The sequence below is a fragment of the Streptomyces sp. C1-1 genome (genome assembly GCF_050214755.1).
Taxonomy (GTDB): domain Bacteria; phylum Actinomycetota; class Actinomycetes; order Streptomycetales; family Streptomycetaceae; genus Streptomyces.
In genome coordinates this window covers 2,420,410-2,443,871 of record NZ_CP189826.1, presented here as the reverse complement: position 1 = coordinate 2,443,871, position 23,462 = coordinate 2,420,410, and the positions used below count along the sequence as shown (strand labels likewise).

At 72.1% G+C, this 23,462-nt stretch carries 28 protein-coding genes and 1 pseudogene; 19 read left to right on the top strand and 10 right to left on the bottom strand.

Translation table 11 applies throughout. The annotated features are described in order from the left end of the window. Window positions 1–22: 22 nt before the first annotated feature. From ACQF4J_RS11155 to ACQF4J_RS11115, 9 genes are read left to right on the top strand one after another with little or no spacing between them, the layout of a single operon-like run. On the top strand, window positions 23–457 hold the full coding sequence (locus ACQF4J_RS11155) for a gas vesicle structural protein GvpA (protein ID WP_200697848.1): 435 nt from the start codon (window positions 23–25) through the stop codon (window positions 455–457). Further along, window positions 454–1,224, top strand: a complete 771-nt coding sequence (locus ACQF4J_RS11150) for a GvpL/GvpF family gas vesicle protein (protein WP_351567624.1) — start codon at window positions 454–456, stop codon at window positions 1,222–1,224. The genes ACQF4J_RS11155 and ACQF4J_RS11150 overlap by 4 nt, the downstream gene beginning before the upstream one ends. Before the next feature lie 6 nt (window positions 1,225–1,230). Continuing rightward, window positions 1,231–1,494 (top strand): gas vesicle protein GvpG, encoded by a 264-nt coding sequence (locus ACQF4J_RS11145; RefSeq protein ID WP_351567627.1) that lies wholly within the window; start codon window positions 1,231–1,233, stop codon window positions 1,492–1,494. Further along, the gene (locus ACQF4J_RS11140; protein ID WP_351567630.1) at window positions 1,491–2,282 is read left to right on the top strand and encodes a DNA primase; all 792 of its coding nucleotides are present in this window, start codon (window positions 1,491–1,493) and stop codon (window positions 2,280–2,282) included. Before ACQF4J_RS11145 ends, ACQF4J_RS11140 begins: the two co-directional genes overlap by 4 nt. Continuing rightward, on the top strand, window positions 2,282–3,439 hold the full coding sequence (locus tag ACQF4J_RS11135) for an SRPBCC family protein (RefSeq protein ID WP_427165551.1): 1,158 nt from the start codon (window positions 2,282–2,284) through the stop codon (window positions 3,437–3,439). Before ACQF4J_RS11140 ends, ACQF4J_RS11135 begins: the two co-directional genes overlap by 1 nt. Beyond that, complete coding sequence (locus ACQF4J_RS11130) at window positions 3,436–3,786, top strand: gas vesicle protein (protein ID WP_351567635.1); 351 nt, start codon at window positions 3,436–3,438, stop codon at window positions 3,784–3,786. Before ACQF4J_RS11135 ends, ACQF4J_RS11130 begins: the two co-directional genes overlap by 4 nt. Beyond that, window positions 3,783–4,553: a GvpL/GvpF family gas vesicle protein gene (locus ACQF4J_RS11125; RefSeq protein WP_351567638.1), complete on the top strand. Its 771-nt coding sequence runs from the start codon at window positions 3,783–3,785 to the stop codon at window positions 4,551–4,553. Before ACQF4J_RS11130 ends, ACQF4J_RS11125 begins: the two co-directional genes overlap by 4 nt. Beyond that, window positions 4,550–4,738 (top strand): gas vesicle protein, encoded by a 189-nt coding sequence (locus ACQF4J_RS11120; RefSeq protein WP_058922134.1) that lies wholly within the window; start codon window positions 4,550–4,552, stop codon window positions 4,736–4,738. The genes ACQF4J_RS11125 and ACQF4J_RS11120 overlap by 4 nt, the downstream gene beginning before the upstream one ends. Next, the gene (locus ACQF4J_RS11115) at window positions 4,735–5,019 is read left to right on the top strand and encodes a gas vesicle protein K (protein WP_351567641.1); all 285 of its coding nucleotides are present in this window, start codon (window positions 4,735–4,737) and stop codon (window positions 5,017–5,019) included. The genes ACQF4J_RS11120 and ACQF4J_RS11115 overlap by 4 nt, the downstream gene beginning before the upstream one ends. Before the next feature lie 29 nt (window positions 5,020–5,048). Here ACQF4J_RS11115 and ACQF4J_RS11110 read toward each other — a convergent pair whose 3' ends face one another. After that, complete coding sequence (locus ACQF4J_RS11110; RefSeq protein ID WP_351567644.1) at window positions 5,049–5,219, bottom strand: hydrophobic protein; 171 nt, start codon at window positions 5,217–5,219, stop codon at window positions 5,049–5,051. 42 nt (window positions 5,220–5,261) lie between these two features. Then, on the bottom strand, window positions 5,262–6,083 hold the full coding sequence (locus ACQF4J_RS11105) for a class I SAM-dependent methyltransferase (RefSeq protein WP_351567647.1): 822 nt from the start codon (window positions 6,081–6,083) through the stop codon (window positions 5,262–5,264). 191 nt (window positions 6,084–6,274) lie between these two features. Here ACQF4J_RS11105 and ACQF4J_RS11100 point away from each other — a divergent pair, with 191 nt between their 5' ends. Together ACQF4J_RS11100 and ACQF4J_RS11095 are read left to right on the top strand one after the other, a co-directional pair. Then, window positions 6,275–6,928 (top strand): histidine phosphatase family protein, encoded by a 654-nt coding sequence (locus tag ACQF4J_RS11100; protein ID WP_427165550.1) that lies wholly within the window; start codon window positions 6,275–6,277, stop codon window positions 6,926–6,928. Window positions 6,929–6,992: 64 nt separating this feature from the next. Next, on the top strand, window positions 6,993–8,612 hold the full coding sequence (locus tag ACQF4J_RS11095; RefSeq protein ID WP_351803140.1) for an ABC-F family ATP-binding cassette domain-containing protein: 1,620 nt from the start codon (window positions 6,993–6,995) through the stop codon (window positions 8,610–8,612). Window positions 8,613–8,640: 28 nt separating this feature from the next. Here the strand turns inward: ACQF4J_RS11095 and ACQF4J_RS11090 are convergent, their stop codons facing one another. Further along, a complete protein-coding gene (locus tag ACQF4J_RS11090) occupies window positions 8,641–9,747 on the bottom strand; it encodes a Vms1/Ankzf1 family peptidyl-tRNA hydrolase (protein ID WP_351803138.1) in 1,107 nt (368 codons plus the stop codon). A 56-nt stretch (window positions 9,748–9,803) separates the two neighbouring features. Here ACQF4J_RS11090 and ACQF4J_RS11085 point away from each other — a divergent pair, with 56 nt between their 5' ends. Continuing rightward, window positions 9,804–10,082, top strand: coding sequence for a DUF6158 family protein (locus ACQF4J_RS11085; RefSeq protein WP_351567658.1), 279 nt, complete (start codon window positions 9,804–9,806; stop codon window positions 10,080–10,082). 42 nt (window positions 10,083–10,124) lie between these two features. Here ACQF4J_RS11085 and ACQF4J_RS11080 read toward each other — a convergent pair whose 3' ends face one another. From ACQF4J_RS11080 to ACQF4J_RS11070, 3 genes are all read right to left on the bottom strand, one after another. Continuing rightward, on the bottom strand, window positions 10,125–10,667 hold the full coding sequence (locus ACQF4J_RS11080; protein ID WP_351803136.1) for a type 1 glutamine amidotransferase domain-containing protein: 543 nt from the start codon (window positions 10,665–10,667) through the stop codon (window positions 10,125–10,127). 77 nt (window positions 10,668–10,744) lie between these two features. Further along, complete coding sequence (locus ACQF4J_RS11075; protein ID WP_351567663.1) at window positions 10,745–11,176, bottom strand: CBS domain-containing protein; 432 nt, start codon at window positions 11,174–11,176, stop codon at window positions 10,745–10,747. A 162-nt stretch (window positions 11,177–11,338) separates the two neighbouring features. After that, the gene (locus ACQF4J_RS11070) at window positions 11,339–11,731 is read right to left on the bottom strand and encodes a DUF2795 domain-containing protein (RefSeq protein ID WP_351567667.1); all 393 of its coding nucleotides are present in this window, start codon (window positions 11,729–11,731) and stop codon (window positions 11,339–11,341) included. Between the two features lie 130 nt (window positions 11,732–11,861). Here ACQF4J_RS11070 and ACQF4J_RS11065 point away from each other — a divergent pair, with 130 nt between their 5' ends. Further along, window positions 11,862–12,008, top strand: coding sequence for a hypothetical protein (locus tag ACQF4J_RS11065; protein WP_351567670.1), 147 nt, complete (start codon window positions 11,862–11,864; stop codon window positions 12,006–12,008). 8 nt (window positions 12,009–12,016) lie between these two features. Here ACQF4J_RS11065 and ACQF4J_RS11060 read toward each other — a convergent pair whose 3' ends face one another. Continuing rightward, the gene (locus ACQF4J_RS11060) at window positions 12,017–12,667 is read right to left on the bottom strand and encodes a methyltransferase family protein (protein ID WP_351567676.1); all 651 of its coding nucleotides are present in this window, start codon (window positions 12,665–12,667) and stop codon (window positions 12,017–12,019) included. A 132-nt stretch (window positions 12,668–12,799) separates the two neighbouring features. Continuing rightward, complete coding sequence (locus ACQF4J_RS11055) at window positions 12,800–14,593, bottom strand: thiamine pyrophosphate-requiring protein (RefSeq protein WP_351567678.1); 1,794 nt, start codon at window positions 14,591–14,593, stop codon at window positions 12,800–12,802. Between the two features lie 274 nt (window positions 14,594–14,867). Between ACQF4J_RS11055 and ACQF4J_RS11050 the strand changes: the two genes are divergently transcribed. From ACQF4J_RS11050 to ACQF4J_RS11035, 4 genes and pseudogenes are all read left to right on the top strand, one after another. Then, on the top strand, window positions 14,868–15,662 hold the full coding sequence (locus ACQF4J_RS11050) for an RNA polymerase sigma factor SigF (protein ID WP_351567680.1): 795 nt from the start codon (window positions 14,868–14,870) through the stop codon (window positions 15,660–15,662). Window positions 15,663–16,542: 880 nt separating this feature from the next. Then, a pseudogene (locus tag ACQF4J_RS11045) lies at window positions 16,543–16,836 on the top strand (hypothetical protein); the annotation flags it as partial. A gap of 184 nt (window positions 16,837–17,020) precedes the next feature. Beyond that, on the top strand, window positions 17,021–18,268 hold the full coding sequence (locus ACQF4J_RS11040) for an aminotransferase class I/II-fold pyridoxal phosphate-dependent enzyme (RefSeq protein ID WP_351804977.1): 1,248 nt from the start codon (window positions 17,021–17,023) through the stop codon (window positions 18,266–18,268). Beyond that, complete coding sequence (locus ACQF4J_RS11035) at window positions 18,265–19,314, top strand: MBL fold metallo-hydrolase (RefSeq protein ID WP_427165549.1); 1,050 nt, start codon at window positions 18,265–18,267, stop codon at window positions 19,312–19,314. Before ACQF4J_RS11040 ends, ACQF4J_RS11035 begins: the two co-directional genes overlap by 4 nt. A 28-nt stretch (window positions 19,315–19,342) precedes the next feature. Here the strand turns inward: ACQF4J_RS11035 and ACQF4J_RS11030 are convergent, their stop codons facing one another. Next, the gene (locus ACQF4J_RS11030; RefSeq protein ID WP_351577126.1) at window positions 19,343–19,969 is read right to left on the bottom strand and encodes a DedA family protein; all 627 of its coding nucleotides are present in this window, start codon (window positions 19,967–19,969) and stop codon (window positions 19,343–19,345) included. Beyond that, complete coding sequence (locus tag ACQF4J_RS11025; protein ID WP_427165548.1) at window positions 19,969–20,742, bottom strand: MBL fold metallo-hydrolase; 774 nt, start codon at window positions 20,740–20,742, stop codon at window positions 19,969–19,971. The genes ACQF4J_RS11030 and ACQF4J_RS11025 overlap by 1 nt, the downstream gene beginning before the upstream one ends. Before the next feature lie 84 nt (window positions 20,743–20,826). Between ACQF4J_RS11025 and ACQF4J_RS11020 the strand changes: the two genes are divergently transcribed. Further along, window positions 20,827–21,234 carry a hypothetical protein gene (locus tag ACQF4J_RS11020; RefSeq protein ID WP_351577104.1) on the top strand — a complete coding sequence of 136 codons (408 nt, stop codon included), beginning with the start codon at window positions 20,827–20,829 and terminating at the stop codon, window positions 21,232–21,234. Window positions 21,235–21,366: 132 nt separating this feature from the next. Next, window positions 21,367–23,385, top strand: a complete 2,019-nt coding sequence (locus ACQF4J_RS11015) for a phage holin family protein (protein WP_351577123.1) — start codon at window positions 21,367–21,369, stop codon at window positions 23,383–23,385. Window positions 23,386–23,462 lie beyond the last annotated feature (77 nt).

Below are 23,462 nucleotides of genomic sequence, written 5' to 3'. Positions count from 1 at the left end.
CAGACAAGGAGGCGCGGTCGGCATGACCGTTGTCCCGGCACAGCAGACCGGCGGTGGGGGCGGTTCCAGCGGCCTCTACGACGTTCTGGAACTCGTCCTCGACAGGGGTCTGGTCATCGATGCGTTCGTACGGGTATCCCTGGTCGGCATCGAGATCCTGAAGATCGACGTGCGTGTCGTCGTGGCCAGCGTCGACACCTACCTGCGCTTCGCAGAGGCGTGCAACCGACTGGACCTGGAGTCCGGTCCGCACAAGGACCCCGGCCTGCCCGACCTGGTCGGTGAGATGACCGAGTCCGGCGCGCGCGGCAAGTCCAAGGGTGCGCTCTCCGGAGCCGCCGAGACCGTATCCGGCGCCTTCAAGCAGGCGCGTGACGAGGGGCAGGAGCGGGAGACCCAGTCCCGGCCGCGCACGCGCAAGGCCACTGCCTCGCGCAGGAAGGAGGAGCAGGAGTGAGCACGTACGTGTACGGCATCACCGCGAGTTCGCACCCCGCGCTCCCGGAGGACCTGGTGGGCGTCGGTGATCCGCCCCGCCAGGTGCGGGTCCTGCAGGCCGGGGAGCTGGCGGCCGTCGTGAGCGACGCGCCCGAGGGGCTGCGGCCCAAGCGCAAGGACCTGCTCGCCCATCAGGCGGTGCTCGCCGAGGCGGGCGCCGGCGGGGTGGTGCTGCCCATGCGCTTCGGCAGCGTCGCACCGGACGACGACACGGTCAAGGATGTCCTCACCGAGCGCGCCGACCACTACGCGGAGCGGCTGGGCGCCCTGGAGGACAAGGTCGAGTACAACGTCAAGGCCTCCCACCAGGAAGAGGCCGTACTGCACCTCGTGATGTCCGGGAACCCGGACATCCGCGCCATGACCGAGGCCAACCGGCAGGCGGGCGGCGGTAGTTACGACGACCGGCTCAGGCTCGGCGAGATGGTGGTGGCCGCGGTCAAGGCCCGCGAGGGCGAGGACGCCAACGAACTGCAGCAGGCCCTCGAACCCGTCGCCGCGGCCGTGGCCGCCGGCCCCGAGTCCAGCGGCTGGCTGTTCAACGTGTCCTTCTTGGTGGACCGCGACGACGCCGACGGCTTCCTGGCCACGGTGGACCAGGTCCGCAACAGCCATCCGCACATCGAGCTGCGCGTCAACGGGCCGCTGCCCCCGTACAGCTTCGTCGATCCGGGCCCCGCCGAGCACGCGGGCACAGCAGCCGGTCCGGGCATCGCCCAGGAGTGAGCACACATGGGATTGATCAGTGAGCTGGTCCTGCTTCCCTTCGCCCCGGTGCGCGGCAGCGGATGGGTGATCAAGCAGGTCGTGCAGGAGGCGGAGCGGATCTACTACGACCCCTCCACGATCAGGGCCGAGCTCGCCAAGCTCGAGGAGCAGCTGGAGGCCGGAGAAATAGACGAGGAGGAGTTCGACCGGCAGGAGGACGAACTCCTGGACCGGCTTGAGACCGGCCTCCGCAGAAGCGGGGCCACAGGCAACGGGACGGCGCTATGAACCGAGTGGGACTGGGCCTCGCGGTAGGGGCCGGGTACGTCCTGGGACGTACCAAGAAAATGAAGATGGCATTCGCGCTGGGCTCGCTCGTGGCCGGCAAGCGGATGCATCTGAACCCGCGGGCGATCGCGGACCTGATGTCGCAGCAGCTGCAGAAGAATCCGCAGTTCAAGGAGATCGGGGACCAGCTGCGCGAGGACATGCGGGGTGTCGGCAAGGCCGCCTCCGGCGCGATGGTGGAGCGGCAGATGGACGCCCTCGCCGACCGCCTGCACGGCCGTACCGCTCAGGTCCGCGACCAGCTGACGGGCGTGGCCGGCAAGGCGACCGGTGGCCTCGCCTCGGACGAGGAGGACGAGGACGCCGGGCGGGAGGACACTGAGGAAGAGGAACCTCGCGAGGAGTACGACGACGAGGAACCGGAGCCTGAGGAGGACGAGGAACCGAAGGCGGAGGAGGACGAGGAGCCGGAGGAGGACGAAGAGCCGGAGGACGAGGAGCCGGAGGACGAGGAGCCGGAGGCGGAGGAGGACGAGGAGTCCTCGGAATCCGACGAGGACCGGGAGCCGGTGAGGCGGACCGCCAAGAAGGCCCCGGCCAAGAAGGCCCCGGCCAAGAAGTCGGCCGCGAAGAAGGCCCCGGCCAAGAAGGCCCCGGCCAAGAAGACGGCGGCCAAGCGGACCGCGAGCAAGCAGGCACCGGCGAAGAAGACCGCCAAGAAGACGGCATCGGCCGGAGGCGGCGCGCGCGCAGCCCGTTCCCGTCGGCCGAAGGGAGGCGGTGAGTGATGACCGAGACAGTCGGATCAGCCACTTCGGCCGCGCGTGGAGCGACCGACAAGGCCTCCCCGCTGACCGACCTGGCCCACAGCGAGGCTGCGGACCGGCTCAAGGCCGAGGCTCAGGAGTACCTCGCCGCACAGGCCACCCGCCTGCTCACGGGCGTCGGCCGCAAGCTGGGCCAGACCACCGGCAAGCTCAACGACATAGCCGAGGGCAACAGCCCCGGGTTCGCCAAGCTCGCCCTGGACGGCGGTCGCAAGCTCGCTGAGGGCAAGGGGCCGCTGCGCTCCGCCCTGGAACTCGGGGCCTCCCACGCCAAGGACAAGGTCATGGGCGCTTTCAAGGGTCTCGGTGGGGGCAAGGGCAAGCGCAAGAAGGCGGCGGGCAAGAAGCCGACGGTGATCCTCGAGTCCGTCGACGTGGGCGTGGACCGGCGCACCGCCTACGACCAGTGGACCCAGTACCAGGACTTCAGCACCTTCGCCAAGGGCGTCAAGAGCGCGAGCCGCTCCGACGACACCCAGTCCGACTGGCAGCTGAAGGTCTTCTGGTCCAACCGCAGTTGGAAGGCGAAGACCACCGAGCAGGTGCCGGACGACCGGATCGCCTGGACCTCGGAGGGCGCCAAGGGCACCACCAAGGGCGTCGTCTCCTTCCACCGGCTCGACGACAACCTGACCCGCGTGCTGCTGGTCATCGAGTACTACCCCTCGGGTCTGTTCGAGAAGACCGGCAACATCTGGCGCGCCCAGGGCCGCCGCGCCCGGCTCGACCTCAAGAACTACGTCCGCTTCATCACCCTCAAGGGCGAGACCGAGGACAGCTGGCGCGGTGAGATCCGCGACGGCGAGGTCGTACGCAGCCACGAGGACGCGATAGCCGAGGAGGAAGAGGCGCAGCAGTCCTCGGAGGAGGGCTCCGAGGAAGGCGAGGACGCCTACGAGGGCGAAGAGGGCGAAGAGGGCGAAGAGGAGCCCGAGGCCGAGTACGACGAGGAAGAAGAGGGCGCCGAGGAGGAGGAGCCTCGCGGGGAAGAGGAGTACGACGAGGAGGCCGAGGAGGGCGAGGAGCCCGAGGGCGAGTACGAGGAAGAGGAAGAGGAAGAGGCTGAGGAAGAGCCCGAGCCCGAGTACGAGCACGCCGGCGGCGGGGGCCGCCGATGAGCATGGCCGGCCGGATGCCCGAACCCTACGGTCAGGGTTCGGGCGCCAACCTTGCCGACATCCTGGAGCGCGTGCTCGACAAGGGCATCGTGATCGCCGGTGACATTCGCATCAACCTTCTCGACATCGAGCTCCTCACCATCAAGCTGCGGCTGATCGTCGCCTCGGTGGACAAAGCCAAAGAGATGGGCATCGACTGGTGGGAGGACGACCCCGCACTGTCCTCCCGCGCCCGACGCAACGAACTGTCCCGCGAGAACACCGAGCTGCGCGAACGGCTGGCCCGGCTGGAGACCCTGGAGGCCGCCGTCGCGGACCGGGAGCGTGAGGAGGAGGACAGGGCATGAGCGGACTGCGCTACGTCTACGCCGTCTGCCGCCCCTTCGGCGCGCCACTGCAGGCACAGCTGAAGGGCGTGGCCGGCGATCCGCCCAGAATGCTGTCCCATCACGGCCTGATCGCCGTGGTCAGCCACGTGCCGGAGCGGGACTTCGCGGAGGAGCCGCTCCACCGGCGTCTGGAGGACCTGGACTGGCTGACCGAGACCGCGCGGGCCCACCAGAGCGTGATCGACGCGCTCACCGTCGTCACCACCCCGCTGCCCCTGCGGATGGCCACCGTCTTCCGCGACGACAGCGGGGTCCGCGTGATGCTGGAAGAGCGCGAGGACGAGTTCCGGCGCACCCTCGACCGGCTGGAGGGCCGGGTGGAGTGGGGCGTCAAGGTGTACGCCGACACCGAGCCGCAGCAGAGCGAGGCCGCCCCCGCGGCGAAGCCGGCGTCCGGCCGGGACTATCTGCGCCAGCGCCGGATGCGCGTGCACGCGAACGAGGACATGTGGCAGCGCACGGAGGAGTTCGCGAACCGGCTGCACACCACGCTCTCCGCCTATGCCGAGGACTCGCGGATGCACGCCCCGCAGAATCCCGCGCTGTCCGGGGTTTCCGGCCGTAACGTACTGAACGCCGCCTATCTCGTGCCCCGCCAGGATTCCGAGGAATTCGTGGAACTGGTCGACCGGACGAAGGACGAAACCCACGTGGACAGCGTCGGAATACGGGTCGAACTCACCGGACCGTGGGCCGCCTATTCCTTTGCGGGGGAAGAAGCATGACCGTGGTGGAACGCCGGGAGATCGCCCTCGTGGACCTGCTCGACCGGCTGCTGGCCGGCGGCGTCGTCATCAAGGGCGACATCACCCTGCGCATCGCGGACGTCGACCTGGTCCGCATCGACCTCAATGCTCTGATCAGCTCGGTGAACGAACAAGTTCCCTCGCCCTGGGGAGAGTTGCTATGACAGCCCGGCGCAACCGGCTGGACCTGGAACCCGACACGGTCGAACGCGATCTCGTCAAACTCGTCCTGACCGTGGTGGAGTTGCTGCGTCAGCTCATGGAACGTCAGGCGCTGCGCCGCTTCGACACGGGCGATCTCAGCGAGGAGCAGGAGGAGCGGATCGGGCTCACGCTCATGCTCCTCGACGACCGCATGACGGAACTGCGCGAACGCTACGGCCTGCGGCCCGAGGACCTGAACCTGGACCTCGGGCCGCTGGGACCGCTGCTGCCGCGCGATTGAGTTCTTCTGCCTGATTCAGTTCTCTCGGCCTACCACCTGTACCAGCGGCCCCTGCCTCCGGCCGCTGTGGTGCCGCGTACCAGGAAGCCCAGCAGCCACACCACGAGAACCGCCACCGCGATCCACCAGAGTGCCTTCAGTGCGAATCCCGCGCCGAAAAGAATCAGCGCCAGTAGCAATACGAGAAGGACGGCAATCATAATGTGAACCTCCTGTTGCCCGGGTATCCCGGAAAAGGAGATTCAGGCATCTTTTCGGCACAGGATCTCTCCATGGAGTACGGCGAACCAGCCGTCCTCCCGCGCGCCCCACTCCCGCCAGGCGTCCGAGACCGCCCTCAGCTGCTCCGGCGTGGCGTGTCCGCCTTCGGTGGCACGCTCGGCGTAGGCCGACGCCAGCGTCCGGTCCGCCCACAGCCCGCTCCACCACTGCCGCTCCTGCGGCGTCGAGAAGGTCCACGTGCCGGAGGTGGCGGTGATGTCGGTGAGCCCCGCCCGCAGCGCCCAGGACTTCAGCCGGCGCCCGGCGTCCGGCTCGCCGCCGTTGGCGCGGGCCACCCGCCGGTACAGCTCCAGCCAGTCGTCCATCCCCGGAGAGGCCGGATACCAGGTCATCGCCGCGTAGTCCGAGTCGCGGACGGCGATGAACCCACCCGGCTTCGCCACCCGCCGCATCTCGCGCAGCGCCTGCACGGGGTCGCCGACGTGCTGGAGCACCTGATGGGCGTGGACCACGCAGAAGGTGTCGTCCGGGTAGTCCAGGGCGTGCACGTCCGCGACCGCGAAGTCGATGTTCGTCAGGCCGCGTTCGGACGCCGTGGCCCTGGCCTGGTCCAGGATGCCGGGCGCGTGGTCGACGCCCGTGACATGGCCGTCCGGGACCAGGGCCGCCAGGTCCGTGGTGATGGTGCCCGGGCCGCAGCCGATGTCCAGGATCCTCATGTGGGGCTTCAGCGAGCCGAGGAGATAGGCCGCGGAGTTGGCGGCGGTCCGCCAGGTGTGCGAGCGCAGCACCGACTCGTGGTGCCCGTGCGTGTAGACGGCGGTCTCCTGCGGCTTCGACATGGCTGAACTCCCCTGTTCGACGCTTCGTCGGTGCGCTTCACCGTACGCCTGCATGTCGAATGATGAGACCAGTGTCTTGCCATGTGGACGGACGGAGCGCGGGGCCGAGGGCTGGGCTCACGCGTCTGCCGGTACTCTGAAGTGCCCGTTTCCCGTCCGACGGGTGGCGACCGACAACGAAGGCTCCTTGTATGCGTCTGCTCCTCATACGCCACGGCCAGACTCCGTCCAACGTCGAGGCGCTGCTGGACACCGCCGTACCCGGAGCGGCCCTGACCGCACTCGGCGAGCAGCAGGCGGCGGCCCTGCCCGAGGCCCTGGCCGACGAGGACATCGAGGCCCTGTACGTCTCCACCCTGGTGCGCACCCAGCTCACCGCCGCCCCGCTGGCCGCCGCCCGGGGGCTCGAGCCGCTGGTGCGCGACGGCATCCGCGAGGTGTCGGCCGGCGACCTGGAGATGCTGCCCGGCGACTCCGAGCACGGACTGCTGTACATGAAGACGGTCTTCGCGTGGGCGGCGGGGGAGACGGAGCTGAGGATGCCCGGCGGCGAGAGCGGCACGGAGGCGCTGGCGCGGTACGACGCCGTGGTCGCGGAGGCCGCCGCGAGCGGCGCCGGCACCGTCGCCATGGTCAGCCACGGCGCCGCCATCCGCATGTGGACCGCGGCCCGCGCGGACAACGTGGACGTGCCCTTCGCCGCTGCCCGTCCGCTGCGGAACACCGGCGTGGTGGTCCTGGAGGGCTCACCGGAGGACGGATGGAAGGCGCTGTCGTGGGCGGGAGCGCTGGTGACACCCGCCGGAGAGGGCGGACCCGCCGGTCGCCCCGTCGACACCGAGTGACGGACCCGCCGCCGAGCGATAACGGTTTGCCGAGTCCGCGCCGCGGCCCGGAGAATGCCGCCTCATGGGACATCTGGAAGCCGCGCACCTCGAGTACTACCTCCCCGACGGGAGGGCGCTGCTCGGCGATGTGTCCTTCCGGGTCGGCGAAGGGGCCGTCGTGGCACTCGTCGGCCCCAACGGGGCCGGGAAGACGACACTGCTGCGGCTGATCTCCGGCGAGCTGAAACCGCACGGCGGGACCGTCACCGTGAGCGGCGGCCTCGGCGTGATGCGGCAGTTCGTGGGATCCGTACGGGACGAGACGACCGTACGCGACCTGCTCGTGTCGGTGGCGCCGCCCCGGATCCGCGAGGCCGCACAAGCCGTCGACCGGGCCGAGCACGCCGTCATGACCGTCGACGACGAGGCCGCGCAGATGAAGTACGCGCAGGCCCTCGCCGACTGGGCCGAGGCACGCGGCTACGAGGCGGAGACCCTGTGGGACATGTGCACCATGGCCGCGCTCGGGGTGCCGTACGACAAGGCGCAGTGGCGCCAGGTACGCACCCTGTCCGGCGGTGAGCAGAAGCGGCTGGTGCTGGAGGCGCTGCTGCGCGGCACCGACGAGGTGCTGCTGCTCGACGAGCCCGACAACTACCTCGACGTACCCGGCAAGCGCTGGCTGGAGGAGCGGCTGAAGGAGACCCGCAAGACCGTCCTCTTCGTCTCCCACGACCGTGAACTCCTCGCGCGGGCGGCGGAGAAGATCGTGTCCGTGGAGCCGAGCCCGGCCGGCGCCGACGCCTGGGTGCACGGCGGCGGCTTCGACACCTACCACGACGCCCGACGCGAACGCTTCGCCCGCTTCGAGGAGCTGCGCCGCCGCTGGGACGAGAAGCACGCCCAGCTGAAGAAGCTGGTGCTGAACCTCCGGCAGGCGGCCAGCATCAGCCATGAACTCTCCTCGCGCTACCAGGCCGCGCAGACCCGGCTGCGCAAGTTCGAGGAGGCGGGCCCGCCGCCCGAGCCGCCGCGCGAGCAGGACATCACCATGCGGCTCAAGGGCGGCCGAACCGGCGTGCGGGCCGTCACCTGCGAGGGACTCGAACTCACCGGCCTGATGAAGCCCTTCGACCTGGAGGTCTTCTACGGCGAACGCGTCGCCGTACTCGGCTCCAACGGCTCCGGCAAGTCCCACTTCCTGCGGCTGCTGGCCGGCGAGGACGTGGCGCACACGGGAATGTGGAAGCTGGGGGCGAGAGTGGTGCCCGGGCACTTCGCCCAGACCCACGCCCACCCCGAGCTGACGGGCCGCACCCTGCTCGACATCCTGTGGCAGGAACACTCACAGGACCGGGGCGCGGCCATGTCCCGGCTGCGCCGCTACGAGCTCACCAACCAGGCCGAGCAGAGCTTCGACCGGCTCTCCGGCGGTCAGCAGGCCCGCTTCCAGATCCTTCTGCTGGAACTGCAGGGCGTCACGGCGCTGCTGCTCGACGAGCCGACCGACAACCTCGACCTGGAGTCCGCCGAGGCGCTCCAGGAGGGTCTGGAGGCGTTCGAAGGAACGGTGCTCGCCGTCACGCACGACCGGTGGTTCGCCCGCTCGTTCGACCGGTATCTGGTCTTCGGCAGTGACGGCCGGGTGCGGGAGACCCCGGAGCCGGTGTGGGACGAGCGGCGCGTGGAGCGGGTGCGGTAGGTCGCGGAAGTCACCACGACCGGCCCGATCACGTCCACCGCAGCAGGGCTCCCAGGCCGCCCACCGGGGCCTCCCGGCCCGTCGCCGGTGACACCGACAGGGCCGGGGCTCCGGTGGCCACCGCGGAGCGGATGAGCGCGTCGTCCGCGCGGGCCGGCCAGGAGTGCTGTTCACCGAGGATCTTCAGGTCCGTGCGGCGCACCGCCAGCTGGTCCGGGTCCTCGCCGATCCACACCTCGCGGTGGGCGTCGGGCCCGTCCGGGCGGATCAGCAGCTCGTCGATGCGGTGCTCGCGGGCGGCCTCCACCAGCGCCGGGACGCCCTCCACCGCACCGGCGTGACCCTCGGCGTCCGGCTCACGCGCCGACAGGAAACGTTCCAGCTCCCGCTCGGCCCGCTGCCGCACATGCTCGCCGCGGGTCCTCTCGACGTCCTCGTCCAGCAGCCTGCTGCCCGTGCCGTGCGGCGCCTCGACGGCCAGCGCCTGCAGCTGCTTGGGCAGCCGCTCGTGCACGGACCGCCGCTCCCGGTCGTCGCCCACGAGAATCAGCAGGTCGGCCCGGGTCTCCTCCTGGCAGGCGGCCAGTGCCTGGGCGATCTCGGCCGCGTTGTGCTCCCAGGTGTTCTCCACCTTCAGCTGGAAGTGCCGCTCCGACCAGTCGACCGTGCTCGTGCGGTGCACCGGCCACTGGCGGCCGCTGACCGAGCCGGCGTCCTCGCGGCCCATCGCGCTGCGCAGCTCCATGTCGGCGCCCCTGCGGTCCACGTACATCACCAGGCAGACGGGGTCCTCGCCGGCCAGCTCCAGCAGGGGTGCCGTGTGCGGCAGCGGCGCCCAGTGGGCGCTGTCGCGCATCGGCGGCCGGGCCAGCGGCGGGTCGAGGACGACCTCGCCGGCGCGGGCGAACAGGGCCCGGCCGTTGGGCTCGGAGGAGTGCTGCAGCTCGTCGAGGGCCGCCCGGACGGCCCGGCACGTCGCCTCGTCCGCACCCTGCCGATCCAGGTCCCGGGCCAGCGCCACGGCCGTCAGATGCCGTTCGTGCGGTGTGTCCTCCGTATGCCGGGAGGTGTCGACGTACACGGAGGCCCAGGGGCCGGGATGTTCGTAGAGTGGGTGGAGAAAGGCGAGGTCCATGGCTCCCTCCCGGATGCCACTTGGGGTTGTTGCCGCCGGGCGGGTACCCGGACCGCATGGACGAACACGACGAGCGGGAAACCACCATGACCGGAGTCGACGTCGGCAGGCTGGACGACCAGCAGCTCATGAAGGAGCTGGAGACGATCCACCGCACACGCCACGACACGCTGCTGTACGGCTCCAGCGACGCGCTGCGGGCCCACAACGACCGCATGGCCGAGCTGGAGGGCGAGTTCCTGCGCCGCAATCCGCAGCGCATGGTGGCCGCGGGCCGTACCCGGGAAGGCGCCCGGGAACGCCGAAGCGGGGAGTCGATGACTCCCCGCTCCTGACGGCACCGCTCACCGGGGCACCGGCGGCCGGCCCGGGAGCCCTCAGCCGGCGCCCTCGGAGAACACGTGCAGGAAGGCGTCGCAGAACGCCTTGAGGTCGTCCGGCTTGCGGCTGGTGACCAGTTTGTTGGTGCCGTGGTCGCAGATCTTCACCTGCTCGTCGACCCATGTGCCGCCCGCGTTGCGGATGTCCGTCCGCAGGCTGGGCCAGGAGGTCAGCACCCGCCCCCGTACGACGTCCGCCTCGACCAGGGTCCAGGGCGCGTGGCAGATCGCGGCGACCGGGCGGCCCTGGTCGAAGAAGTCCCGCACGAACGACACGGCCTTCTCGTCCATGCGCAGGAAGTCGGGGTTCGCCACCCCGCCCGGCAGGACGAGAGCCCCGAAGGAGGTTGCCGAGGCCTCCCCGACGACCTCGTCCACGGGGAACGTGTCCGCCTTGTCGAGGTGGTTGAACGCCTGGATCTCACCCGATTTCGTCGACACCAGCACAGGCTCGTGGCCGGCGTCCTTCGCCGCCTCCCACGGGTCGGTCAGCTCGATCTGCTCGACGCCCTCGGGTGCGGTCAGGAATGCGATACGCATGATGTCTCAACGTCCTTTCGACGCACGCCACTCGGCCTCGTCACCGGTGGCACTGATCTCCGTGTCCTGGCCCCGGCTCACGCGCTGGCACCGCCCGTCGGCTCGGCTCGGCCGATCTCGGCGAGCGCCGAGTCCGGGTCCTCGGCCACGGCGAGATCGGCGAGGCTCACCACACCGACCGGCATCCCGTCCTCGACGACCGGCAGCCGGCGCACGGCGTGTGTGCGCATCAGCGCGACGGCCGTCCCGACGGGATCGTCCGGGGCGATCACGACCGGATCTGGTGTGCACACGGACTGAGCGCTCACGGTGAGCGGGTCGATCCCCTCGGCGACCGCGCGCACCGTGATGTCGCGATCGGTGAGCACACCGACGATCCGCTGTCCGTCGGCCACCAGCACATCGCCGATGTGCTGCGTGCGCATCAGCTGCGCCGCCTCGACCAGTGACGCGTCGGGGCGGACGGCGACCACGCCCGGCGTCATGACCTCCCTCACGAAATCAGCCATCACAGTCGGCCCTTCTCCGTTCCCCGGCCGGTGGGAGCACCGCGGCCGTCGTCGGCATGACGCCGCCCGCAGTACCCCTGGGGCCGGGGGCTATGCGTACGTGGGGCGAGGGCCCGGCCGGCCCGCCGGGCGGGCACGGGCCCTCGGCCCCGCCGACTCGGGCTATCCCTGCCGCTCCCGGCCGGACTCCACCAGAGCCTCGGCCAGTTGCTGGACCGTGGTGTACTTCGCCGTGCGCGGCAGGCGCTCCACCGGTTCCACCAGGGCGTCCGGGGCGTACGACCGCCGCATGGCGCGTGCCAGGTCGCGCGGGCCCGCGGGGAACACGTGGCGGTTCAGGTGCCGGGCCAGTTCCGTGCGGACCGAGGCCAGGGACGCGGCGGAACCTCCCGGGGCGATCGGGCCGCCGGCGATCTCGGGGTCGTCGTCGGCGGTGGGCTCGGGGTCGTGCCACTCCTCGGTCCGGGTGGGGTGCCCGGAGCGGAGCAGACCCCGCAGTTCGTGCTTCATCTCCTCGTCGCGATGGACGCTCAGCCGATCGCTGCCTCGCTGCATGAGACTCCCTCCAGATCTTCGGGATGGGCACCGCGTACCCGATGCGCGGAGGCCGACACGAGGGTTTGCGCAACGAGGGGAGGGAGACCCGGCAGATGCCCCCCACTCCCATCTCCGGGAGGGAACGGCCATGGCACTGATCGCCGTGTTCATCCCGCTCCTCATGCTCGGCGTGGTGCTTGCACTGGGCCGCTACGAGGAGCTGCTGCTGCAAACCAAGAAGACCGACCGGAACGAGAAGGCCCTCACCGGGCCGCCGAAGTCGGCAGGCACTTAGCACCCACGTCAGGTCGTGGGGCGGTGACCGTCCGCCCGACGCGGGACGCTCCGGTGCAGACGGAGCGAGGGTATGAGGGCCGGTACCCGGGCCCGGTAGGCCTCGTAGGATGCGCCGAACCGGTCCGCCATCAGGCCGTCCTCGATCCGGACCCGGCGCAGCAGCCAGGGCACCGCGACGGCGAGGACCAGCACCCAGACCCCGAAGCCGCAGGCCGCCATGGCGCCGGTGACCAGCCCGAGAATCCCGGTGTAGATGGGGTGGCGCACGATCCGGTACGGGCCGTCCGTGCGCAGTTCATGGTGCTCCCGGACCATCGGGATGCTCGCCCACATGGTGCCCAGGACCCACCGCGCCCACAGCAGCCAGACCGTGGAGGCGACGGCCAGAACGGCGCCCAGGAGCGCCAGTTCCGGCTGCCAGAACTCGAGGTGATGCCGCCAGGACCCCGGTGTCCGCCGGACCAGCAGTACGAACAGCCAGGCACCGGCGATCAGCGCGAGGCGGCGCGGCAGGGTCCGGCGGAGATCGCGGGCCAGCTCCCGCGCGCCGGACCCTCTCTTCGCGCCGAAGTAGACCGCGCCGGCGAGCCACGCCGCGACGAACACGGCGCCACAGACGGCGATGAGCACGGCGAGCGCGGAGCGAAGCGAATCCATGCCTCAAGACTGCTTCGCGGGGCCCGCGGACCACCACCACCCACGGGCTGAACCGTGCCCCACCCACGGGTAGAGCACCCGCCCCACCCACGGGTGGAGATCCCGGAGTCAGCAGCCCCGGCACCCCACCGGCTACTTCTTCTCGTGCCCCGTCAGGAACTCCTGCATCTTCGCCTTGAGCCCCTGCTTGACCATGGAGCCGCGGTCCGCGTCGCCCTTGAGGATGGACGCGGCCGTGGCCTCCATCTGCTCCCAGGTGGCATGCGGCGGGATCGGCGGGACCGCGGGGTCGGTGAGGAACTCGATCACCGCGGGGCCGTCCGCCTCGAGTCCCGCGCGCCAGCCCGCCTCGACGTCCTCGGGCTTCTCCACCCGCACACCGGTCAGCCCGAGGGAGCGGGCGAACGCGGCGTACTGCACGTCCGGGATCTCCTGCGAGGGCAGGAAGGACGGCGCGCCCTCCATGGCCCGCATCTCCCAGGTGACCTGGTTGAGATCGCGGTTGTTGTAGACGGCGACGATCAACCGCGGGTCCTCCCACGCATGGCGGTACTTCGCCGCCGTGATCATCTCCGCCAGGCCGTTCATCTGCATCGCGCCGTCCCCGACCAGCGCGATCGCGGGCCGGTCCGGATGCGCGAACTTCGCGCCGATCGCGTACGGCACCCCGGGGCCCATGGTCGCCAGGGTGCCGGAGAGCGAGGAGCGCATGCCGGGCCGCATCGTCAGATGCCGGGCGTACCAGTTGGCCGCGGAGCCCGAGTCGGAGGTGATGATCGCGTTCTCGGGCAGCAGCGCGTCCAGCGCGTGGGTGACGTACTCCGGGTTGATCGGGTCGGCGGACAGCTGCGCCCGCCGCTCCATCACCCCGCGCCAGCGCGTCACGTTGTCGCACACCGTGTCGTACCACTCGGGCCCGCGTGCCTGGTCGATCAGCGGGATGAGCCGCTCGAGCGTCGCCTTCGCGTCGCCGACCAGGTTCACCTCGTACGGGTAACGCATCCCCACCATGTGCGGGTCGATGTCGATCTGCACGCCGCGTGCCTTGCCGAACTCCGGCATGAACTGCGTGTAGGGGAAGGAGGATCCGATGGTCAGCAGGGTGTCGCAGTCCCGCATCAGCTCGTACGACGGCCGCGTGCCCAGCAGGCCGATCGAGCCGGTGACGTAAGGGAGTTCGTCGCTGAGGACGTCCTTGCCGAGCAGCGCCTTGGCGACGCCGGCCTTCAGCACCTCGGCGATCCGCTCGACCTCGGCGCGTGCTCCGGCGGCGCCCTGGCCGACCAGGATCGCCACCTTGTCACCGGAGTTGAGGATCTCCGCGGCGCGCTGCAGCGCGTCCTCCGAGGGAACGGCCGTCCAGGAACTGCGGTCCAGGCTGGAGGGGACCATCTTGAACTCGTGCGTGGGCGGCGAGTAGTCCAGCTCCTGCACGTCACCGGGGACGATGATCGCGGTGGGGCAGCGGCGGGCGTACGCGGTGCGGATCGCGCGGTCGATGACGTTCGGCAGCTGCTCGGGGACCGTCACCGTCTCGACGAAGTCCGAGGCGACGTCCTTGAACAGCGTGTGCAGGTCGACCTCCTGCTGGTACGAGCCGCCCATCGCCGTGCGGTGGGTCTGGCCGACGATCGCCAGCACCGGCACATGGTCGAGTTTCGCGTCGTACAGGCCGTTGAGCAGGTGGATCGCCCCCGGTCCGGACGTCGCCGCGCACACTCCGAGCCGGCCGCTGAACTTCGCGTAGCCGACCGCCTCGAACGCGGACATCTCCTCGTGCCGGGACTGCACGAACCGCGGCTGGTTCTCCGCCCTGCCCCAGGCGGCGAGCAGCCCGTTGATGCCGTCGCCCGGATAGCCGAAGACGTGGTCCACCCCCCAATCGCGCAGGCGCTGCAGGATGTGGTCGGAGACCTTGGTGCTCATGTGCGGACCTCCCGGGCCGTCGGCTTAACGGGCAGCAGTCGTCTTGACGGGCAGCACTCGTCTGCGGGCCGAGTCACCCGGCGGGCCTGTAGAAAACATCGGCGGGTTTGCCGGGGCGGGTCCGGGGCAGGCGCAAAATCAGTGCTTCGGACAGGAGGCACGTCCGTGGGAGCGCCCCTTGGCGCCGCCCCGGCCGCGCCTGTCCCGACCGCGCGGCCCTCCTCCCACGGTGACCGTCCATCCCCGAGCACCACCTAGGGAGTTGGGACGTACCATGCCCACCCGAGTGACCGCGAAGCACCACCCGCACGACGACGCCCCCGACACCGCCGAAGCCTTCCGCGAACTCGCCGCGCTGCCCCCGGGCGAGCGGCGCGACGCACTGCGCGACAAGGTCGTCGAGGCCTGGCTGCCCATGGCCGAACGGCTCGCCGGACGGTTCCGCAACCGCGGCGAGAGCTACGAGGACCTGCGCCAGGTCGCGGCCCTCGGCCTGGTCAAGGCGGTCGACCGGTACGACCCCGAACGCGGCAGCGCCTTCGAGAGCTACGCCGTGCCCACCATCACCGGCGAGATCAAGCGGCACTTCCGGGACCATATGTGGACCCTGCACGTCCCGCGCCGGGTCCAGGACCTGCGCAACCGGGTCCGGTTCGCCACGCAGGACCTCACCCAGACCGTCTCGGGCCGCAGGCCCACGGTCGCCGAGATCGCCGAGCACGCCGGCATGAGCGAGGAGGACGTGCTGGCCGGCCTGGAGGCCCTGGAGAGCTTCACCGCCCTCTCCCTCGACGCCGAACTGCCCGGCAGCGAGGACGGCTACTCCCTCAGCGACTCCCTCGGCTCGTCCGACCCCGCCCTCGACACGGTCGTGGACCGCGAGGCCGTCGCACCCCGGCTGGCGGCGCTGCCCGAACGGGAGCGGGCCATCCTGTACATGCGGTTCTTCGGCGACATGACGCAGAGCCGGATCGCCGAGCAGCTGGGCATCTCACAGATGCACGTGTCCCGGCTGATCAGCCGCTGCTGCAGCCGCGTACGCGAACAGGTGCTGGACGGGGCGGCGTAGCGCCGCGCGGCGCGCATTCGCACCCTCCCGGCCGCCCGGGGGCCACGGCCCCCGGGCGGCCGCCGCGTCTGCCCATTCCTGTCACCCGCTCGGCCCAGCGTGTGACGCGAATGGTGTCCGGCCGCGCGCGGGCGGCCGGGTGGAGGGCTGTGATGGGGACGAGGCACGCCCTGCGTGACCCCGTCCGCAAACGCCGCTCGAAGGAGCCCACCCCATGCGCCGCACCGCCCGTGTCCTGTCCGCCGCGGCCCTCGCCGGTGCCGCGGTCGGCCTCCCCGTCACGGCCGCCTTCGCGGAACCGGCCTCGGAGGTCAGCCCCGGCACCGCGTCGCCCGGCGGCAGCGTCACCGTCTCGGTCTCCTGCGAATCCGTCGGCGGTGAGGCGCCCGCCGTCATCGAGGCGACCTCGCAGGCCTTCGACGAGGGCACCGTCCAGTTGCGCCGCGTCGCCGGAAACGACGCGAAGGCCGCCGGGGTCACCTATCGCGGCACCGCCCGCATCGCCTCCGCGGCCGACCTGGAGGGCGGCGGCCCGAACGCGGTGGTCCCGGACACCGTGCCCCCGGGCACGACGCCCCCCGACGCGGCGGCGCCGGACGCGGTGGACCCGGACCCGGCGGTCCCCGATGCGGCGGTCCCGGACCCGGCGGTCCCCGATGCGGCGGTCCCGGACGCGGTGAATCCGGACGCCGTGGGTCCGGACTCGGTATCCGGGGACTCAGTACCCGGGGACCCGGTACCCGCGGATACGGTGCCCCCGGACACGGCGGCTCCGGACGCCGTGGGTCCTGACACGGTGAGTCCTGACACCGTGAGTCCTGACACCGTGCCGCCCGACGCGGTGGCCCCCGCCACCGTGCCCCCGCACTCGGTGACCTCGGACTCGGCCTGGACCGTGAACGGCACCTGTCCGGCCGGGCCCGGGAAACAGGGCGCCGCGTGGAGCGCCACGTTCAAGGTCGACCTCACCGCCCGCGGCAGCGGGCAGTGCGGTGAGCGACAACGCACCGAGGGCTGCGGTACGGCGCCGGTCCAGCGCGGCGTCCGGGCCGGCGAGGGCGGCACCTTCACCGACTCGGTGCCCGCACTGGTCGCGGGCGGCGTCCTGATCGCGGGCGCGCTGGGCGCCGCCGCCCACCGGCTGCGCCACCGCGACTCCACGGCCGGCGGCTGACCGGAAGATCAACGGGTGTGACCCGCACGACCCGGGGGACCCTCATGAGGCGACGGCGCACGGGGTACTCAGAGCTCAGGGACCCGACCCGCACCGTACGAACAGGGGAGTGGACGGCACCACCGCCCCGGGGGGCGCGATCGTCGGCCGCCCGGCGCAGCAAGCAGCCACAACGGAGGTAGGGATGCCGCGGACGGACCCGGAAGGCCACGGCCCCGTCCGTTTCGGGCCGCCGCTCCCCGAGGACGGCCTGCCCGTACTGCCCGAACTGACCGCCGTCCTCGCCGCGGCCGCCGCCCGCGCCGACGCCGAACCGGTCGGCGGCGGCCCCGCACTGCTGCGGGCCGCCTGCGACTACTGGGAACGGCGCGGCCTCGCCACCGGACCCGAACGGGTCGCCGCCGGCCCCGGCGCCCCCGCGCTGCTGCTGGCCCTGACCGCCGCGCTCGGCGGTGACGTCCTTGTGCCCCGTCCCTGCGCGGCCTGGTGGGCGCCGTACGCCCGCCTGTTGGGAAGGCCCGTCTTCCACGTCGCGACACCGGCCGAGTGCGGCGGCATCCCGGACCCGTACGCCCTGTTGGAGACCGTCCGGCGGGTACGCGACGAGGGCGGTGAGCCGCGGCTGCTCGTGCTGTCCGTCGCCGACGACCCCACGGCCACCGTGGCCCCGCCCGAGGCGATGCACGCGTGCGTGGAGGCCGCCGCGGGCGAGGGCCTGTACCTGGTCAGCGACGAGACCTGGCGCGACACCCTGCACGCCCCACGCGACACCGTGCAGGTCAGCCCCGCCGAGATGCTGCCCGACCGGGTCACCGTCGTCACCGACCTGGCCGGCGCGCTGCTGCCGCCGGGCTGGCCGGCCGCGGTGGCCCGCTTCCCGGCGGGCGCGGACGGAACCGGCCTCCACGCGCGCGTGCTGGACATCCTCACCGCCCTCGGGGCCCGGATCGCGGGCCCCGTCGCCGCTCCCGCCGCCTACGCGCTCGGCGAGCCCCTGCCGGTCACCGCGCGCGTGGCCGCCGCCGTACGCCTCCACGCGCGCGTGGCCGAGGCCCTGCACGGCGTGCTCGTGCGCGCCGGCACCCTGTCCCTGCCCCCGCAGGCCGGCCGCCACGTCTACGCCGACCTCGCCCCGCTGCGCACCGCCCTCACCGCCCACGGCGTCGGCGACGCCCAGGAACTGGAGGACTTCCTCGCCGTCCGGCTCGGCATGCCCGCGCCCGGCGGTCACCGCTTCGGGGACGAACTGGGCGCCCTGCGCGTCCGGTTGTCCACCGGCCCGCTGCTGGGCCGTACGGACGACGAGCGCGCGGAATGTCTCACGTCCCCCGCGCCGTTGGAACTGCCACACGTGCAACGCGCGTTGAGTCATGTGAAGTCGGTCCTCGACGATCTCCGCGACGACGCTCAGCGATGGGAGCCTCCTCGATGACGCAGCAGTCCGAGTCGACCACCACCACCCGGGAAGCGGACGATCCGGCGTCGACGCCGGGGTTCGCGCCCCCCTTCCCGCCGCTCGCCGAGCCCCGCCCGCTGGGCGAACGCCGGGTGTGGCCGCGAACCTTCCACGACCGTCTGACCGCCCCTCTGCCCGGCCTGAAGGCCATGGCCCGCTTCGCCCGCGAAGGCTCCGTGCGCCCCGGCCGCGAGGGCCTCGCCGACATCCCCAGGCTCCCCTTCGCCCCCGCCCCCCTGCCCCGCGTCGACGCCGGCACGCTGGCCGTCTCCTGGGCAGGTCACGCCAGTTGGGTGGTGCAGATAGGCGGACTGACCGTCCTCACCGACCCCGTCTGGTCCCGTCGCATCCTCGGCACCCCCGCGCGCATCACGCCGGTCGGCATTCCCTGGGAGACCCTGCCGCGCGTCGACGCGGTCGTCATCAGCCACAACCACTACGACCACCTGGACGCCCCCACCCTGCGCCGACTGCCGCGCGACACACCGGTGTTCGTGCCCGCCGGCCTCGGCAGCTGGTTCCACCGCCGGCGCTTCACCGAGGTCACGGAGCTGGATTGGTGGGAGGCGGCCGAACTCGGCGGCGTCCGCTTCGACTTCGTCCCCGCCCACCACTGGTCCAAGCGCACCCTCACCGACACCTGCCACTCCCTGTGGGGCGGCTGGGTCCTGACCGCCCCGGACGGACAGCGGGTCCACTTCGCGGGCGACACCGGCTACGGCCACTGGTTCTCCCGCATCGGCGAGCGCTACCCCGGCATCGACCTCGCCCTGCTGCCCATCGGCGCCTACGACCCCCGCTGGTGGCTCAGCGACGTCCACTGCGACCCGGAGGAGGCGGTCAGAGCGGCCCAGGACCTCGGCGCACGACGCATGGCGCCGATGCACTGGGCCACGTTCGTGCTGTCCGCGGAGCCGGTCCTGGAACCGCTCACCCGCGTGCGCGCGGCCTGGGAGAAGGCGGGCCTGGACCGCGCGGACCTGTGGGACCTGCCGGTCGGGGCGTCGCGCGTGCTGGAGTAGCGGACCGGGGCCCGTCGTCCGATGCGGCTCAGGCGGCCGTCGTCCGGCGGATCCGGCGCCAGATACCGGGGGTCGCGCTGACCAGCACAGTCAGTGCGACCGCCGCGACCACACCCTCCCAGGGCTCCTCGAACAGCGACCCGCCCAGAATCCCGATCACCTGGTACGTCGCCGCCCACGCCAGGCAGGCCGGCAGGTTGCCCCGCGAGAAGCGCCCCAGCGGCCACTTCGCCATCAGACAGGCCAGCATCACCGGGATCCGGCCGGCCGGCACCAGCCGCGACAGCACCAGAACGGAGACGTTGTGCTCGGCCAGCTTCGCCTGCGCCTGCGCCAGCCGCTCCTCCGGCGCCCGCGACCGGATCGCCTCCAGCCACCGGGAGCCGTTCTTCGACCTCATCCCGCGCCGCCCGAGCAAGTACAGCGCCGCGTCCCCGAGGAACGCGGCCAGCGACGCCGTCACGAACACCATCGCCAGCGCGAACGGCGCCGTCTGGTGGAACGCCACCACGGCCGCCGAACTCACCAGCGCCCCCGTCGGGATCACCGGCACCAGCGCCCCGAACAGCACGAGCAGGAACAGGGACGGATAGCCCAGCGCCTGCTGGGTGGACTCGGGCGGAACGGTCGAGGTCACGGTGCCGGCGAGCCACATCACCGGGCGACCTCCAGCCGCACGCTCTCCCCGTGCCCGAGCCGGTGCACCGCCACCTGCGGCGCATGGTCGGCCGCCAGGCGCACGAACTCGTCGCCGGGCGCGTGGAACTCATGGGGGCGCACGGCGTCCATCCCGATCGGCCAGTACGTGCCGTAGTGCACCGGCACCGCACTGCGCGGCGCCAGCCGGGCCAGCGCCTGCGCGGCCCGCCCCGCGTCCAGATGACCCTCACCGAGATACGGCCCCCAGCCGCCCACCGGCAGCAGCGCCACGTCGACCGGCCCCACCTCCCGCGCCATCGCGTCGAACAGCCCGGTGTCCCCGGCGAAGTAGGTCCGCGCCTGGCCCTCGACGACGTACCCGAGGGCGGGGCAGCGGTGCGGGCCGACCGGCAGCCGCCGCCCGTCGTGCAGGGCGGGCACGACCCGTACGGCCACGTCCCCGAAGGTCAGCCGGTCGCCGGGCGCCACCTCGGTCAGCCGGAGGTGGGTGAGCCGGCGCAGCGCCGGTACCGCCCGGGGTGCGCCCCGGGGCACAAGCAGGCGCATGCCCTCGGCGAGCCGCTCCAGCGAGGGCACGTGCAGATGGTCGGCGTGCAGATGGGAGACGAGCGCCACGTCCGCGCGCCAGGCGCCGGGCGGTGGCAGCGCGCCTCTGCGGCGCCGGAGATGCGCGAGGCGGCGGGCGAACAGAGGGTCGGTGAGCACCCGTACGTCCGAGTCCTCGACCGTGCAGGTCGCGTGACCCCACCAGGTGATCTCCACCGGCACCTTCTTTGCCTCCTTCGCGCGACTCCCCGAAGCCTACGGGCTGGAGTAGGGTCGGCGGCGAAACCCGGAGGTGAGGGGGACGCCATGGGACCGATGCGCGTGCGCGTCACGGCGATCGCGAGTCTGACGCCGCTCGAGGAGCTGGACGCCGATCCCTTCCTGGTGGACTCCCGCAGCCAGCACGCGATGTGCGCGCGCTGGGCGGCCGAGCACGGGTACATCGTCAGCCGGGAGCTGCTGGTGCGGGGGCTGCGGGCCGACCACTGCGTGCTGTGGGACGGCGTCCGCCCCGGCCTCGACCTGTTCGTGGCGCCGAGCCGGCGGGTGCTGGAGAGCGCCCTGTCGTCCGTGGAGGAGTTCACGGCGGAGTGCGCGCGGCGCGGGGTGCGGGTGGAGACGGTGGGCTTCGAGGAACCCTGCTACGACGCCCAGATGAAGGCGCGCGTGCACCGCAGGCTGTCGATGCCGACGGCCGGCTACGACGGGCGCTGAAGCCCCCCGCACAACGCCCGGGCCCCCGCCGGACCTCGTATGACAGGCTTGGTCCAGGCCCGCATCGACGACGGGCGGGACGTGAGGTGTGTGGGCGTGCGTGGCGGGCGTTGGCGACGGATCGCCAGTCAGATGGGGCGGAGTGTCACGGTGTGGGCCGTCTCGACGGTCACCATGCTCGTGCTCGCCGGGATCCTGCCGGACTTCCGCCTGCAGTCCCCGGACGGCGAGAGCGCCACCCACATCGCCGTGACCGCCGCGGTCGGCGCCGGCGCCTTCGGTGTGCTGTCGGCCCTGGTCTGGCCGCTGCTGGTGCGGCTGCTGCTGCTCGTGCCCGCGCTCGTGCTGGGGCTGCTCGTCTTCGTCCTCAACGGCTCCCTGCTGCTGGTCGCCCTTCGGCTCAACCCCGCCAGCAGCGCCGAGGCGGCCCCCGAGACCGCCGTGGTCGTGGCCGCCGTGATGTCCGCCGTCGCCTCCGCCACCGGCGGTGCCCTCGCCGTCCGCGACGACGACGCCTACCGGCGGCGGCTCTACCGGCTCGCCGACCGCCGCCGCAGACGCCTGCCGCCCGGCCCCGCCTCCCCCGGCACCGTCTTCGTGCAGCTCGACGGCGTGGGCCACGACGTCCTGATGGACGCGGTCGACGAGGGGATCATGCCCACCGTCGCGCGGTGGCTGGGGTCCACGCACCGGCTCACCCCCTGGCGCACCGACTGGTCCAGCCAGACCGGCGCCAGCCAGCTCGGCATCCTGCACGGCACCAACCACGACGTCCCCGCGTTCCGCTGGTACGACAAGGACAGCGGCGAGGTGATGGTCTGCAACCGCCCGACCAGCGCCGCGGAACTCCAGCGCCGCGCCGTGGAGTTCACCGGCGACGCCGGACTGCTGACCCTCGACGGGGCCAGCCGGGGCAACCTCTTCGGCGGCGGCGCCGACGAGCAGGCCCTGGTGCTGTCCATCGCCACCCGCAGGCGCGGCCGGGAGAACCGTTCCCGGGCGGGCTACTTCGCCTACTTCTCCGACCCCGCCAACGCCGTGCGCACCGCCATGTCCTTCGTCGCCGAGGTCGGCCGCGAGATCGGCCAGTCCACCCGGGCCCTGATCCGCAAGCAGCGCCCCCGGGTGTCCCGCGGCGGCCTCTACCCGCTCGTGCGCGCCTTCGCGACCGTCGTCGAACGGGACGTCGTGGTCGCCGCGGTGATGGGCGACATGCTGGCCGGCCGCACCGCCGTCTACGCCGACCTGGTCGCCTACGACGAGGTCGCCCACCACTCGGGCCCGAAGAGCCGTGACGCCGGGAAGGTCCTCGAACGCCTCGACCGCGCGCTCGCGCTCATCGCGAACGTCGCCGAGCACGCCCCGCGGCCGTACCGGATCGTCGTGCTGTCGGACCACGGGCAGAGCCCCGGCGAGACCTTCCGGGCCCGCTACGGCCTGAGCCTCGGCGACCTGGTGCGGGCCGGCTGCGGGCTGCCCGTGCCGCGCAGGGCACGGCGCACCCACAGCGGTGCCGAGGCCCGGGCCGCCGTGCGTGCGGCACTGCACAGGCCCGTGGAGGGCGGCGAGCGGTACCACCCCTCCGGCCGCGGCTCCGAGCCGCTGGTGCTGGCCTCCGGCAACCTCGGCCTGGTCTCCTTCCCGGACGTGCCGCACCGGATGAGCAAGGAGGAGATCGACGCCCGTCACCCCGCGCTGCTGACGACCCTCGCCAACCATCCCGGCATCGGCTTCCTCCTGGTCCGCAGCGAGCAGCACGGCGGGGTCGTGCTGGGCGCCTACGGAGCCGAGATTCCGCTGGACGAACTCGAGGACAAGACGGGCCCGTTGGAGGCCTTCGGGCCGGGCGCGGCGGACGCGGTGCGGCGCACGCACTCTTTCCCGCACACCGCCGACATCATGGTCAACTCCTTCCACGACCCGGCCGACGGGGAGGTTCTGGCCTTCGAGGAGCAGATCGGCTCGCACGGCGGACTCGGCGGCGCGCAGGGCAGGCCCTTCCTGCTGTCGCCGGTCGCCCTCACGGCACCGGTCGACGACGGGTGCGAACTCGTCGGCGCCGAGCGGGTGCACCGCGTCCTGCGGCGCTGGCTGCGAGAGGCCGACGGCCCCCAGGTACCGCTGCTCGATGAGGGGGAGCAGGCGGCCTAGGGGCCCGAAAATGGGCTGCGTCGGTTCCGGCACCGGATCACACTGTTCGAGTCGCTGTGCACCCGAACCCGAAGGAA

What these genes read in the sequence shown, in the direction of transcription:
- ACQF4J_RS11140 (WP_351567630.1), top strand. Translation starts at nt 1,491, where the DNA reads ATGAACCGAGTGGGACTGGGCCTCGCGGTAGGGGCCGGGTACGTCCTG.
- ACQF4J_RS11070 (WP_351567667.1), bottom strand. Translation starts at nt 11,731, where the DNA reads ATGCAGCGAGGCAGCGATCGGCTGAGCGTCCATCGCGACGAGGAGATG.
- ACQF4J_RS11040 (WP_351804977.1), top strand. Translation starts at nt 17,021, where the DNA reads ATGCCGCGGACGGACCCGGAAGGCCACGGCCCCGTCCGTTTCGGGCCG.
- ACQF4J_RS11125 (WP_351567638.1), top strand. Translation starts at nt 3,783, where the DNA reads ATGAGCGGACTGCGCTACGTCTACGCCGTCTGCCGCCCCTTCGGCGCG.
- ACQF4J_RS11015 (WP_351577123.1), top strand. Translation starts at nt 21,367, where the DNA reads ATGGGGCGGAGTGTCACGGTGTGGGCCGTCTCGACGGTCACCATGCTC.
- ACQF4J_RS11135 (WP_427165551.1), top strand. Translation starts at nt 2,282, where the DNA reads ATGACCGAGACAGTCGGATCAGCCACTTCGGCCGCGCGTGGAGCGACC.
- ACQF4J_RS11130 (WP_351567635.1), top strand. Translation starts at nt 3,436, where the DNA reads ATGAGCATGGCCGGCCGGATGCCCGAACCCTACGGTCAGGGTTCGGGC.
- ACQF4J_RS11050 (WP_351567680.1), top strand. Translation starts at nt 14,868, where the DNA reads ATGCCCACCCGAGTGACCGCGAAGCACCACCCGCACGACGACGCCCCC.
- ACQF4J_RS11110 (WP_351567644.1), bottom strand. Translation starts at nt 5,219, where the DNA reads ATGATTGCCGTCCTTCTCGTATTGCTACTGGCGCTGATTCTTTTCGGC.
- ACQF4J_RS11060 (WP_351567676.1), bottom strand. Translation starts at nt 12,667, where the DNA reads ATGGATTCGCTTCGCTCCGCGCTCGCCGTGCTCATCGCCGTCTGTGGC.
- ACQF4J_RS11020 (WP_351577104.1), top strand. Translation starts at nt 20,827, where the DNA reads ATGGGACCGATGCGCGTGCGCGTCACGGCGATCGCGAGTCTGACGCCG.
- ACQF4J_RS11085 (WP_351567658.1), top strand. Translation starts at nt 9,804, where the DNA reads ATGGACGAACACGACGAGCGGGAAACCACCATGACCGGAGTCGACGTC.
- ACQF4J_RS11120 (WP_058922134.1), top strand. Translation starts at nt 4,550, where the DNA reads ATGACCGTGGTGGAACGCCGGGAGATCGCCCTCGTGGACCTGCTCGAC.
- ACQF4J_RS11145 (WP_351567627.1), top strand. Translation starts at nt 1,231, where the DNA reads ATGGGATTGATCAGTGAGCTGGTCCTGCTTCCCTTCGCCCCGGTGCGC.
- ACQF4J_RS11075 (WP_351567663.1), bottom strand. Translation starts at nt 11,176, where the DNA reads ATGGCTGATTTCGTGAGGGAGGTCATGACGCCGGGCGTGGTCGCCGTC.
- ACQF4J_RS11030 (WP_351577126.1), bottom strand. Translation starts at nt 19,969, where the DNA reads ATGTGGCTCGCCGGCACCGTGACCTCGACCGTTCCGCCCGAGTCCACC.
- ACQF4J_RS11090 (WP_351803138.1), bottom strand. Translation starts at nt 9,747, where the DNA reads ATGGACCTCGCCTTTCTCCACCCACTCTACGAACATCCCGGCCCCTGG.
- ACQF4J_RS11100 (WP_427165550.1), top strand. Translation starts at nt 6,275, where the DNA reads ATGCGTCTGCTCCTCATACGCCACGGCCAGACTCCGTCCAACGTCGAG.
- ACQF4J_RS11080 (WP_351803136.1), bottom strand. Translation starts at nt 10,667, where the DNA reads ATGCGTATCGCATTCCTGACCGCACCCGAGGGCGTCGAGCAGATCGAG.
- ACQF4J_RS11115 (WP_351567641.1), top strand. Translation starts at nt 4,735, where the DNA reads ATGACAGCCCGGCGCAACCGGCTGGACCTGGAACCCGACACGGTCGAA.
- ACQF4J_RS11155 (WP_200697848.1), top strand. Translation starts at nt 23, where the DNA reads ATGACCGTTGTCCCGGCACAGCAGACCGGCGGTGGGGGCGGTTCCAGC.
- ACQF4J_RS11065 (WP_351567670.1), top strand. Translation starts at nt 11,862, where the DNA reads ATGGCACTGATCGCCGTGTTCATCCCGCTCCTCATGCTCGGCGTGGTG.
- ACQF4J_RS11055 (WP_351567678.1), bottom strand. Translation starts at nt 14,593, where the DNA reads ATGAGCACCAAGGTCTCCGACCACATCCTGCAGCGCCTGCGCGATTGG.
- ACQF4J_RS11095 (WP_351803140.1), top strand. Translation starts at nt 6,993, where the DNA reads ATGGGACATCTGGAAGCCGCGCACCTCGAGTACTACCTCCCCGACGGG.
- ACQF4J_RS11035 (WP_427165549.1), top strand. Translation starts at nt 18,265, where the DNA reads ATGACGCAGCAGTCCGAGTCGACCACCACCACCCGGGAAGCGGACGAT.
- ACQF4J_RS11105 (WP_351567647.1), bottom strand. Translation starts at nt 6,083, where the DNA reads ATGTCGAAGCCGCAGGAGACCGCCGTCTACACGCACGGGCACCACGAG.